This window comes from Gilliamella sp. BG3, assembly GCF_046635605.1.
Lineage (GTDB): Bacteria > Pseudomonadota > Gammaproteobacteria > Enterobacterales > Orbaceae > Gilliamella > Gilliamella bombi.
The window spans coordinates 1-12,253 of the sequence record NZ_JBIDFE010000022.1; the positions used below are offsets into that span (position 1 = coordinate 1).

13 protein-coding genes are annotated in these 12,253 nt (G+C 34.9%); 10 read left to right on the plus strand and 3 right to left on the minus strand.

Annotated elements, in window-relative coordinates; all coding sequences use genetic code 11:
- Positions 1–138 precede the first annotated feature (138 nt).
- The 10 genes from ACGH6S_RS09890 (at position 139) to ybaK (ending at position 9,891) form a co-directional block, all read left to right on the plus strand.
- Positions 139–684: a cysteine hydrolase family protein gene (locus tag ACGH6S_RS09890; RefSeq protein ID WP_174798792.1), complete on the plus strand. Its 546-nt coding sequence runs from the start codon at positions 139–141 to the stop codon at positions 682–684.
- A 29-nt stretch (positions 685–713) separates the two neighbouring features.
- Positions 714–1,502: a DUF3100 domain-containing protein gene (locus tag ACGH6S_RS09895; RefSeq protein WP_174798793.1), complete on the plus strand. Its 789-nt coding sequence runs from the start codon at positions 714–716 to the stop codon at positions 1,500–1,502.
- The gene (locus tag ACGH6S_RS09900) at positions 1,502–1,951 is read left to right on the plus strand and encodes a hypothetical protein (protein ID WP_065560819.1); all 450 of its coding nucleotides are present in this window, start codon (positions 1,502–1,504) and stop codon (positions 1,949–1,951) included. The genes ACGH6S_RS09895 and ACGH6S_RS09900 overlap by 1 nt, the downstream gene beginning before the upstream one ends.
- 20 nt (positions 1,952–1,971) lie before the next feature.
- Positions 1,972–3,291, plus strand: a complete 1,320-nt coding sequence (locus ACGH6S_RS09905; RefSeq protein ID WP_296317073.1) for an amidohydrolase — start codon at positions 1,972–1,974, stop codon at positions 3,289–3,291.
- Between the two features lie 75 nt (positions 3,292–3,366).
- Positions 3,367–4,140, plus strand: coding sequence for a molybdopterin-synthase adenylyltransferase MoeB (locus ACGH6S_RS09910; protein WP_174798795.1), 774 nt, complete (start codon positions 3,367–3,369; stop codon positions 4,138–4,140).
- The gene (gene dusC, locus ACGH6S_RS09915; protein ID WP_174798796.1) at positions 4,137–5,093 is read left to right on the plus strand and encodes a tRNA dihydrouridine(16) synthase DusC; all 957 of its coding nucleotides are present in this window, start codon (positions 4,137–4,139) and stop codon (positions 5,091–5,093) included. The genes ACGH6S_RS09910 and dusC overlap by 4 nt, the downstream gene beginning before the upstream one ends.
- A gap of 310 nt (positions 5,094–5,403) precedes the next feature.
- A complete protein-coding gene (glyQ, locus tag ACGH6S_RS09920; RefSeq protein ID WP_034912362.1) occupies positions 5,404–6,336 on the plus strand; it encodes a glycine--tRNA ligase subunit alpha in 933 nt (310 codons plus the stop codon).
- Between the two features lie 10 nt (positions 6,337–6,346).
- On the plus strand, positions 6,347–8,419 hold the full coding sequence (gene glyS, locus ACGH6S_RS09925; RefSeq protein WP_363319005.1) for a glycine--tRNA ligase subunit beta: 2,073 nt from the start codon (positions 6,347–6,349) through the stop codon (positions 8,417–8,419).
- A 73-nt stretch (positions 8,420–8,492) separates the two neighbouring features.
- Positions 8,493–9,302 carry a hypothetical protein gene (locus ACGH6S_RS09930; protein ID WP_065590291.1) on the plus strand — a complete coding sequence of 270 codons (810 nt, stop codon included), beginning with the start codon at positions 8,493–8,495 and terminating at the stop codon, positions 9,300–9,302.
- A gap of 103 nt (positions 9,303–9,405) precedes the next feature.
- On the plus strand, positions 9,406–9,891 hold the full coding sequence (gene ybaK, locus ACGH6S_RS09935) for a Cys-tRNA(Pro) deacylase (RefSeq protein WP_174798797.1): 486 nt from the start codon (positions 9,406–9,408) through the stop codon (positions 9,889–9,891).
- A 169-nt stretch (positions 9,892–10,060) separates the two neighbouring features.
- On the opposite strand, the gene ACGH6S_RS09940 is transcribed toward ybaK, so the two are convergent.
- The 3 genes from ACGH6S_RS09940 to hemE all read right to left on the minus strand — a co-directional run bounded on the left by ACGH6S_RS09940 (position 10,061) and on the right by hemE (position 12,175).
- On the minus strand, positions 10,061–10,333 hold the full coding sequence (locus ACGH6S_RS09940) for an HU family DNA-binding protein (RefSeq protein WP_034912351.1): 273 nt from the start codon (positions 10,331–10,333) through the stop codon (positions 10,061–10,063).
- Positions 10,334–10,506: 173 nt separating this feature from the next.
- Positions 10,507–11,109, minus strand: coding sequence for a YjaG family protein (locus tag ACGH6S_RS09945; RefSeq protein ID WP_174798798.1), 603 nt, complete (start codon positions 11,107–11,109; stop codon positions 10,507–10,509).
- Positions 11,102–12,175, minus strand: coding sequence for a uroporphyrinogen decarboxylase (hemE, locus tag ACGH6S_RS09950; RefSeq protein ID WP_174798799.1), 1,074 nt, complete (start codon positions 12,173–12,175; stop codon positions 11,102–11,104). Before hemE ends, ACGH6S_RS09945 begins: the two co-directional genes overlap by 8 nt.
- Positions 12,176–12,253 lie beyond the last annotated feature (78 nt).

A 12,253-nucleotide genomic window follows, 5' to 3' on the forward strand; every position in this document is an offset into this window, starting at 1 on the left:
AATAAATTAAATTCAAAAAGATACCAATTAGATCTTAATTTTATAAAAAACATATTCAAATTACTTATTGAAAATAACTTGTCATATCAAATATTTATTAATAAGCTTTAATATTATTTAATAGCCTATTTACTTGATATGAAAGCGTTAATTTCAATTGATTATACAAATGATTTTGTTGCTGATAATGGAGCTTTAACTACAGGCCTAGCTGGTCAAAAAATTGAAGCGGAAATGCTAAACGTAGCAGAATCATTTATAAAAAATAATAATTTTGTCGTTTTTGCTATCGATTCTCATGACCCTTCTGATAGATTTCACCCTGAATATTCTCTTTTTCCGCCTCATAATATAATTGGTACTTTAGGACAACAATTATTTGGTAGTTTAGATAACCTTTATCAAAAATATAAAAATACTAATCATATCTATTGGATAAATAAGCGCCACTATTCAGCTTTTTGTGGGACAGATCTTGATTTACGATTACGCGAAAGATGCATCAGTGAAATCCATTTGACAGGAGTTTGTACTGATATTTGCATATTGCACACAGCAGTAGATGCCTATAATTTAGGGTATAAAATATTTATTCATAAAAAGGCAGTAGCCAGCTTTGATCCAATCGGTCATCAATGGGCTTTAAATCATTTTAAAAATACATTAGGGGCAACGATACTTTAAAAATATTTTAAATAAATTAAGGAGTAATAATGAAAGTTTTACGAGATTATAAAGTGCATTTACTTGCACTAGTCGTTGTTTTGGCATGTGAGTTTATCGGTAAGCAGTCTATTTGGATTATCGCTGTGTATCCGATGTTATACGCCATGATCATCGGTGGAGTAATAAGTGTTCCCAAATTAAAAATATTAAAACTAAAAAATATGAATAATGCCAGCGCCATCATGATTGTAACTTTGATGTTACTTATTGCCAAGCTTGGCGTTTCTGTCGGTCCTAAGATTGATATGATTCTAAAAGATGCTAAGTTAGCATTAATTTTTCAGGAATTAGGTCATTTTGCTGGTACGATTTTATTGGGTTTGCCACTAGCAATGATATTAGGCATGAAACGTGAAGCTGTAGGTGCAACTTATTCTGTTGCTCGCGAACCGAATATAGCAATTGTTGCAGATAAATATGGATTGGACTCCGCTGAAGGTCGAGGCGTTATGGCGATGTATGTTTGTGGCACACTTTATGGTGCTATTTGGATGAGTATACTAGCAAGCGTGATGGCAAAACTAGATATTCTCCATCCTTATGCTTTAGCCATGGGAGCTGGGGTTGGAAGTGGTAGTATGATGGCGGCATCACTTGCTCCAATAAGTGACCTTTATCCAGAAATGGCTAGTGAAATCAAAGCCTATGCAACAACAGCAAACTTAATGTCGAGTGTTGTTGGTATTTATATTTATACATTATTTTCACTACCGTTTGCCTCTTTCTTATATAACATCTTTTCCCGTTTACGACGTAATAAAGAAGGAGCGCTATAATGAAAAGTTTAGAAACAATATTTTTACTGATCTTAGTTGCCATTATTATGGCTGCTGGTAATACAGTAGGTTACAAAATTGATTTTATGCTGTCATTAGAAGCGTTATCAATTTTAGTTGTTATATCAATTGTTGGTTATTTTGTTGGCAAAATTCCAGTATTAAACAAATTTCCAGTTATTTTATGGGTATCAGTTGTAGCCGCAGTGGCTTCATCACCTATTTTCCCTTTTCATGAACAAGTTGTTTCACTTACTGACAAGGTTTCTTTATTGGCGGTTTGTACCCCAGTGCTTGCTTATGCTGGATTGGCTATTGGTAAAGATTTAGCATTATTTAAAAGTATCTCATGGCGAATTATTCCTGTTTCATTAGCGGTATTTTCAGGCACTTTTATTTTGGCAGCAATCATTGCTCAAATCACCTTGCATTGGGAAGGTGTTATCTAATTTGCACTAGGATTTAATTTATGACAAAAGAAGAACTTAAAAAAAAGGTTTGTAGTGCAATTGCAAACCGTAAAGCCGATATTAAGGCGATTGCTGAATCAATTTGGGTAGAACCTGAACTTGGTTATAAAGAACACAAAACAGCTCAAAAAGTTGAGCAAACTTTTGAAAAACTAGGTATTCCATTTAAAAATAAATTAGCAATAACAGGAGTAAAAGGTCGCCTAAAAGGAGGAAAAGGTAGTAAATATAGTATTGCCGTTATCGGCGAGCTTGATGCTATTATTTGTGCAGATCACCCTGCTGCTGACGAAACATCTGGTGCTGCGCACTGCTGTGGACATAATGCTCAAATTGCAAATATGATGGCAGTAACGATGGGATTAATTGATTCAGGGGCTATGCAATTTTTAGCTGGCGATGTCGTACCATTTGCTGTTCCAGCTGAAGAATATGTTGAAATCACTTATCGAAATCGCTTAATAAAAGAAGGTAAAATCAAATATATTGGTGGCAAACCAGAGTTAATTTCACGTGGCGAGTTTGACGATATTGATATGGCATTACAAATACATTTAACTAGTGTACCTAATGAACGTCAAAATGGTTTTATCGAAATATCAACAACTAGCAATGGTTTTATCGGAAAATTAATTAAATATAAAGGTGAGGCAGCACATGCTGCTGCAGCGCCTCATGCTGGCGTCAATGCCTTAAATGCTGCGATGATGGGAATGATGGGGGTGCATGCTATTCGTGAAACATTTCAAGAAAAAGACTACATTAGATTCCATCCAATTATTACCCAAGGTGGTGATTTAGTAAATGTAGTTCCAAGCGATGTCAGAATGGAAAGCTATGTGCGCGCAGGCAATGTGCCTGCCATGATTGATGCCAATGAACGAATAAATCAAGCATTAAAAGCTGGAGCAATGGCTGTTGGGGCAACGTGTGAAATTAAAGATCTACCAGGTTATTTACCTTTGCAAAACAATCCAACACTTAATGACTTTTTACAAAGTAATGCACAAGATCTAATTGGTGCTGATAATGTTTGGATTGCGCCTCATATGACAGGTAGTACGGATACTGGAGATTTATCTCACATTATGCCTGTTAGCCACCCATGGATTGGTTCAGTTCGAGGTGTTTTACATGGTAAAGATTATACGGTATTTGATGAAGAAATGGCTTACATCCGCCCTGCACAAATGATGGCATGTACAATTATTGATTTACTTTATGATGATGCCAAACCTGCACAGAAGCTGATGTCAGAATATAAACCACTAATGACCAAAGAGGAATATTTAACCTTTCTATCTGGCTTTGACAAATAATCTTAATAGCTTGGCACATTGTTGTGCCAAGTTTCTGTTATAATGCTTCATTAACCACAATAATAATCGCACAATATGCTAGAACTTACAGATCAAGAATTGTTTCGTTATGATAGACAAATCACATTGCGTGATTTCGATATTGATAAACAGCAAATATTGAAAAACAGTTCAGCACTGATCATTGGTTTAGGCGGACTTGGTTGCGCTGCATCACTCTATTTAGCGGCATCAGGTTTAGGAAAATTAACGTTAGTTGATTTTGACACCATATCAAAATCCAACTTAAATCGACAAATCTTATATACCGAAAGCTTTATTAATCAATACAAAGTCGAGGTGGCAAAAGAGGCCTTAACCAATATAAATGCCAATACGTTAATTGAAACAGTAAATCAGCGACTTGATGATAATAAGCTTATTTCACTTATTAAACAACATGATATTGTCATAGACTGTACGGATAACCTAGTGACACGAGAGCAAATTAACCGCTGTTGCTTTCAAGTAAAAAAAACGTTAGTTTCTGGAGCGGCAATCCGTATGGAGGGGTTATTAAGTGTATTTACATACCAACCTAATGAACCCTGTTATCACTGTTTAAGTCGCTTATTTGGTAAAGATCAACTCACTTGTGTTGAGACCGGCGTCATGGCTCCGCTTGTTGGAATGTTTGGTTCCATGCAAGCCTTAGAAGCGATAAAAGTGTTAACTCAATATGGAAAACCATTAATTGGTCGTGTATTAATGACTGATACAATGACAATGGAGTTTAGCCAAGTTAAATTTACCAAACAACCTAATTGTCCCGTTTGTGGTAATGGTAATACCAATCAGGTTTCTCAATGAAAATTAATCGAATTATTTTAGCTCCTATGGAGGGAGTACTGGATTATCAAGTCAGGCAACTTTTAACTGAAATTAACCAATTTGATTATTGTGTTACAGAATTTATCAGAGTGACCCATCACAAATTATCAAATAGGACTTTCTATCGCCTATGTCCTGAACTTTACAATAATGGAAAAACCGAATCTGACACGCCAGTTCGTGTCCAAATTTTAGGACAGTCACCAGAGTGGATGGCTGAAAATGCTATTAAAGCTATCGAATTAGGTTCTTATGGTATAGATATCAATTTTGGTTGCCCAGCCAAAACTGTAGTTGGCAGCCACGGTGGCGCTTATTTATTACAATATCCAGAGCAGATATTTAATATTGTCAGCCAGGTACGACAAGCTATAGGTACAACAAATAAATTATCAGTCAAAATTCGCTTAGGTTGGGATAATAAATCGCATTGTCACGAAATTGCCAACGCAATTGAACTTGCCGGAGCCAACGAAATAGCAATTCACGGAAGGACCAAAGAAGACGGCTATAAATCCGAAAAAATAGATTGGCAAACAATAGGCCAAATCAAACAGCACTTAAAAATTCCTGTTATTGCTAATGGTGAAATTTTCTCTATTGCAGATGCAAAAAATTGCATAAGCCAAAGCCAAACTAATGACATTATGCTAGGGCGCGGTATTTTAACTATTCCAAACCTAGCTAATATGATACGAACTGAGCAATCAGCATTAAATTGGCAACAAGTGATGGAAATTTTAATTCACTATGCAACATCATCTATTGATAGTGCTAAACCGCTTTATCACTCTGCTCGCATCAAACAATGGCTTGCTTACTTAAAACGGCACTATGTTCAAGCGTCAGAAGTCTTACAAAACATTAGAACACTCAAATCACAACAAGAAATTTGTCAATTTTTAACAAATGACAATAAAAATAATACATAAATGTCGTGGCTATTTATCCAACAACTAAATAAGGTACATTACATATTACCAATAAAATATAATCTATTTAGCTGATATTAAAAGATTAATTAATGTTAATCAGAAAAGGTTATATGTGGTTCTACTTTTCCATAAAAAACGTTCAGGTAGAGCATTGATTTTATTTAATTTTTTTATTTTAAAGAAAAATCAATCATTTATTCAATATTAGACAGAGCCTGATTAGGCATTTCACAAGTATTGATAAAAAGTATAATATATAGCACTATTTAAATTATCGAAATATCAATTCAACCATAAAGATAACATCATGCAAAAGTTTAATGTCAAAACCTTTCAGGGGTTAATTCTTACGTTACAAGACTACTGGGCTAATCAGGGATGCACTGTGATTCAGCCTTTGGATATGGAAGTCGGTGCGGGAACGTCTCACCCGATGACTTGCCTACGAGCGCTTGGGCCAGAACCTATTAATGCAGCTTATGTTCAACCATCTCGCCGCCCAACCGATGGCCGCTATGGCGAAAATCCAAACAGGCTTCAGCATTATTATCAATTTCAAGTTATCTTAAAACCTTCTCCTGATAATATTCAAGAGCTTTATTTAGGTTCGTTAAAACAATTAGGTCTTGATCCAACTGTTAATGATATCCGTTTTGTTGAAGATAATTGGGAAAACCCAACCCTTGGTGCTTGGGGGCTTGGATGGGAAGTTTGGTTAAATGGTATGGAAGTAACCCAATTTACTTACTTTCAACAAGTTGGTGGGCTTGAATGTAAACCAGTTACTGGTGAAATCACTTATGGACTTGAACGCTTAGCAATGTATATTCAAGGCGTAGATAGTGTTTATGATTTGGTTTGGAGTGATGGAGCATTTGGTAAAACAACCTATGGTGATGTGTTCCATCAAAACGAAGTTGAGCAGTCCACTTATAATTTTGAATACGCCAATGTTGAATTTTTATTTTATTGTTTTGAACAACACGAAAAAGAAGCCAAGTTTTTGCTTGAGTTAGAAAAACCACTACCACTACCTGCTTATGAACGCATCTTAAAAGCGGCCCACTGTTTTAATTTACTTGATGCTCGTAAAGCGATTTCAGTAACTGAGCGACAACGTTATATTTTGCGCATCAGAACATTAACCAAAATGGTGGCGGAAGCCTATTACGCATCTCGCGAAGCACTTGGCTTCCCTATGTGCCAAAATTCACAATCTAACGAAAGTGCATCAAAGTAGGAATTAGAAGATTATGCAAAAAACATTTTTAGTGGAAATTGGTACCGAAGAGTTACCACCAAAATCACTCCGCACGTTAGCAGAAAGCTTTGCGGCTAATTTTATACAGCAGCTTGATAATGCCAATTTAGAACATGGTGAGGTGCTTTGGTATGCATCGCCTCGTCGTTTAGCATTAAAAGTTTTAAATTTGAATGATACGCAACCCGATAGCCAAATAGTTAAACGTGGTCCTGCGGTCAGCGCAGCCTTTGATGCCAATGGAAATGCAACTAAAGCTGCTGAAGGTTGGGCTCGTGGTTGTGGTATTACAGTTGATCAGGCTGAACGTATACAAACTGATAAAGGTGAATGGCTTTCTTATACTCAAAATCAAAAAGGTCAGCCAGTTGTTAATTTGTTATGTGATATGGTTAAAACCGCATTAAGCAAATTACCTATCCCTAAACCAATGCGTTGGGCGGCTCGCCAAGTTGAATTTATTCGTCCATGTCATACTGTTACCATGTTGTATGGTGATGAGCTTGTGCCTGGTACGATTTTAGAGATTAAATCAGATCGTATTATTCGTGGCCATCGTTTTATGGGTGAGCAAGAGTTCACTATTGATAATGCAGACCAGTATCCTGAAATTTTGGAACAACGTGGTAAGGTAATTGCTGACTACGATAAACGTAAATCTATTATTAAACAACAAGCTGAAGAAGAAGCTGCAAAATTAAATGGTAAAGCAGATTTAACAGATAATTTGCTTGAAGAAGTTTCCTCTCTAGTTGAATGGCCTGTTGTGTTAACTGCTAAATTTGAGGAGCGATTTTTAGAGGTTCCTGCTGAATCATTGGTTTATACCATGAAAGGCGATCAAAAATACTTTCCTGTTTATGATAAACAAGGCAAATTATTACCAAACTTTATTTTTGTGGCTAATATTGAGTCAAAAGATCCACAAGTTGTAATTTCGGGTAATGAGAAAGTGGTTCGCCCTCGCCTTGCCGATGCTGAATTCTTTTATCAAACTGATTTAAAACAACGTTTAGAAGACCGTTTGCCTCGTCTTGAAACAGTTTTATTTCAACAACAGCTTGGAACAGTTAAGGATAAAGCAATTCGCATTGAATCGTTATCTGGCTTTATTGCCGATAAAATTGGGGCTGATGTTGAGCAAGCCAAACGAGCGGGCAAATTAACAAAATGCGATTTAGTGACTAATACTGTTTTTGAATTCCCTGAAACACAAGGTATTATGGGACGTTATTTGGCCCTTAAAGATGGCGAAAGTATTGAAGTTGCAACCGCCATTGAAGAACAATATAAACCGCGTTTTGCTGGTGATGAATTACCAAGTACTGCTGTTTCTTGTTCAGTTTCTATCGCTGAAAAATTGGATACTTTAGCTGGCATTTTTGGTATTGGTCAGCATCCTAAGGGTGATAAAGATCCTTTTGCATTGCGTCGCGCTGCTATTGGTGTTTTACGTATTATTGTTGAAAAGGCACTGCCTTTAGATCTAGTTGAATTAGCCAATTATGCCGCATCATTATATGGCGATAAGCTTAATAATAAAAACGTAGTTGACGATATTGTTAATTTTATGCAGGGTCGTTTCCGAGCTTGGTATCAAGAACAAGGCTTTGCAATTGATACGATTCAAGCAGTTTTAGCACTTAATCCAACTAAACCCGCTGATTTTGATGCACGCGTTAAAGCAGTCACTCACTTTAGAACCTTGCCCGAAGCCTCGTCATTAGCCGAAGCTAATAAGCGTGTGTCAAATATTTTATCTAAAATTGAGGTTACTATTCCTGAGCAGATCAATGCAGCCTTGCTAGAGACAGGCGCAGAAGGTGAATTAGCTAAAAAATTGGCGATTTTAACCGATAAACTTTCACCGTATTTTAGTGAAAGCCGTTATCAAGATGCGTTAATTGAATTATCGTCATTAAAAGAGGCAGTGAATGCGTTTTTTGATTCTGTCATGGTTATGGTTGACAATGAAGGGATTAGGCTTAATCGATTAGCACTTTTGAAAAAGCTACAAAATTTATTCTTAAAAGTTGCGGATATTTCATTATTGCAAGCTTAATTTACGAATTTAATCATTCAAAAATAATAGTGGTAACTAAATCAGTTACCACATATAAGGAACTTACATAGAAATGCAAAAAAAAATCTCTTTTTCTTTAGTTTTTATACAAACATGCAATTTTATTCGTAATCGCATTACGCAATTTGTTCTTGTTAGTTTAACGCTAGCTTTAATTCATGCGTTTTTTAATTCTTTCTTTGACAAACAAAATCTAGCTGAACAAATCTATTTTTCACAAAATTTAACTAACTATGTTTTATTCGTGATGTTGACATTACTAATTAGCATTATTTTAAAAGCAATTAGTATAGCAACTATTTCTAACCTTTATATTAGCGATAAACTTAATTTAAATCTATTACTGTCTAAAGCGTTATCAAATACATTAAAAATTATTCTTTTTTATCTTATCATTGGAGTCTTTATATTTTTAGTCTCATTTATGTTATCTATAGTACTTATTAGTTTAAATTTGCTTTTACCTAAAGAACTTATTTTTATATTAATTTTTTTAGTATTACTGATTCCAATTCTAATTTTAATTATCTTTTGTAACTTCTTTTTTGCTTCGCTGGTTGAACCTGGTCAAAACAATATTCTTGACTCACTTTCATTAAGCATTCAGTCATCAAAAACCCAGTGGCGCTCAGCTATTTTGATGGTATTAATCTTCCTTGCATTTGTGATGGTTTTTACTCAATTAGCTATTGCGTTCGATAGTGACAATTTTGTCCTTGATACCATCTTCTCTTTCTGTAGTATCTTTTTTGATATTTTTGTTACTAGCTTTTTCTATCGTCTTTATACGCTAGCAAATAGTGCCTCTAACTCAGCAGCACCGTCTACTAGCAATGATGATAAAAATAAAGAAGACCACTAATTAATTCTTTAATTGTTATTCATTTCCTTACCAACTCTATTTTGGTAAGGATATCGCTTACCATATACTATTTTGATTTAACTAAATCTATTGGATAAAAGCTATGACTCCAGCAATTGATTTACTTAAAAAGCTAAAAATCAAATTTAATATCCACCAATATAAACACGATCCCAACCAAACTAACTACGGGCAAGAAGCGGTTAATAAACTTGATCCCAGTTTGAATGTTACAGCTACACAGGTATTTAAAACTTTGATTGTAAGTTTAAACGGTAATAATAAGACGTTAGCGGTTTGTGTATTGCCCGTCGATAGACATTTGGATCTTAAAAAAGTCGCAAAAGCACTAAAATGTAAAAAAATAGATTTAGCTGATCCTAATTTAGCTCAAAAGGTAACAGGTTATTTGGTGGGAGGAATTAGTCCATTCGGTCAAAAACAACAACTACCCACACTCATTGATTTAAGTGCAAGTGAGCACACAACAATGTTTATATCAGGCGGGCGAAGAGGATTAGAAATTGAAATTGCGCCTCAAGATTTGATTGATATATTACAAGCGAAATGGGTTGAAATAACCACTTAAAATTATTAGTAATATAATTTTAATTTGGTTCTAATACTACTTATAAACAAGAAAAAGCGAAAGCAATTTGCCTTAAAATAATGTATTTTTATTGAGTTGATAAGGTCATAAGACTATACCCTATGACCTAATACTTCTATCAATCAAGTTGACAGTAAGAAAAAGCAACTTATTTGATTGCTTCTTTTAAAGTTTTACCTGATACGAATGCTGGTACTTTACTTGCTGCAATTTTAATTTCTTTACCAGTTTTTGGATTACGACCAGTACGAGCTTTACGAGAATTAACTTTAAATGTACCAAAACCAACTAATTGAACTGGCTCACCAGCTTTCAATGATTCAGTAATAGCGGCTAATGTAGCTTCCAACGCCGTTTTTGCAGCTACTTTGGTAATATCAGCTTTGCTAGCAATAGCGTCGACAAGTTCTGTTTTATTCATGGGTATATCCTTACATATTATTTTATTGTTAAAGTTAACATTATAAACGAAGCTAAAACTTAATATTTTAGCGTCGTTACTGTAAACGTTGCTTAGATTACATTGCTGTTAAATGTAGTCTATATTTGTCCAATATTAAAGAAAAATTTAATAAAAATTTTAAAAATTACACTTTAAACGCCTTGATAGCTCAAAAAAACACCAATATTACTAGTTCCCGCTGCTCGAATTTCATCTTTCAAGCCTTTTATCAACTCATTCATTTCATTATTTTCTTCGCGTAGCAATCGAAATATTTCCCACTGCAAATCGAATTCATCTATAACACTAGGCAAAGTTTGTTGTTCATCTTCTGAAAGATTAACATTTGTTTTGGTCATTTCAAATTCAGCAACTGTAGTTGCTGATATACTACTGACTTTAGCTGTATGTTCAGCGATTTCACCACTCAAGTAAGAGTGTAAGACCTCACCAAGTGCATGACAAGCATCGATGGCTGGATAAACCATATAAGGACTATCATCAGTTACAGTTGGAATAATGAGTTCTAATTTCTCAAGCTGTAAATCAAAATTGATTTTTACATCTTCAACTAATAGTGATTCCCAAACTAAATCCAGTATTTTTTTATAATTTTTAGCATCATCTTCATGATGTTGTTGATGACAATAAAAAACAAAGTTGGGATACATTCGTTCACATAAGCAGACCATAAATAGACGTTGTTTCCATTGTGGTAACTTTTCTAGCCTTAATTGAACAGGATTTTTAATCATGATGAAACCTTTTTGATAGTCGATGTACCGCTTCAATCAAATACTGTACATTCTCTACAGGGATATCTTGGTGAATACCATGCCCTAAATTAAAAACATGCCCATTGTGATAGCCATATTCATTAAGAACGGCCTCTACGTTGGATTCAATTGTTTGCTTTCCTGCATATAAAACGGAAGGATCTAAATTCCCTTGTACTGCTATTTTCCCTTTTTGAGTAATCTGGCTTAAATTTACAGTCCAATCCACTCCCACCGCATCACAACCTGTATTAATAATACGATCAAGCCATATTCCTCCTCCTTTAGTAAATAAAGTAACAGGAATGTACGAGGTTATATCTTGACTTTTTTTACCTTGTTTTAATTGCGATAAGATCTGTTGCATATAGTCAAGTGAAAATGTTTGATAGCTTTGATGACTTAATACGCCGCCCCAAGTATCAAAAATCATAATCGATTGTGCTCCCGCTTGAATTTGTGCATTTAAATATAATGCGATACTGTTTGCTAGTTTTTCAAGTAGTTGATGCAACGCTTTGGGCTCACTATAAAGCATCTTTTTAATTTTGGTGAATGCTTTGCTACTGCCCCCTTCAATCATGTAGGTGGCTAGTGTCCATGGGCTTCCCGAAAAACCAATTAGTGGAACTTTACCATTGAGTTCTTTTTTTGTTAATCGAATCGCATCCATCACATATTTAAGTGATTGCTCTGGATCTGGGATGGGTAATTGTTCAATATCTGATATGCAAGATATCGATTTTTTAAATTTAGGTCCTTCACCCGATTCAAAATATAAGCCAAGCCCCATAGCATCAGGGATTGTTAAAATATCAGAGAAAATAATAGCAGCATCAAGCTCAAATCGTTGTAATGGTTGTAAGGTGACCTCACAAGCTAATTCTGGCGTTTGACACATCGTCATAAAATCACCCGCTTTTGATCTTAATTGACGATACTCAGGTAAATAACGACCAGCCTGTCGCATCATCCAAACTGGTGTATAGTCTACAGGCAAACATTGTAAAGCTCGTAAATAACGATCATTTTTTAATTGGCTCATATCTTCAGCTCTTTAAATATAGACTTTATTTTGTTAAAAAGTTTCAGGTAAGTATTTGTTTCAGTATAAAAATCACTT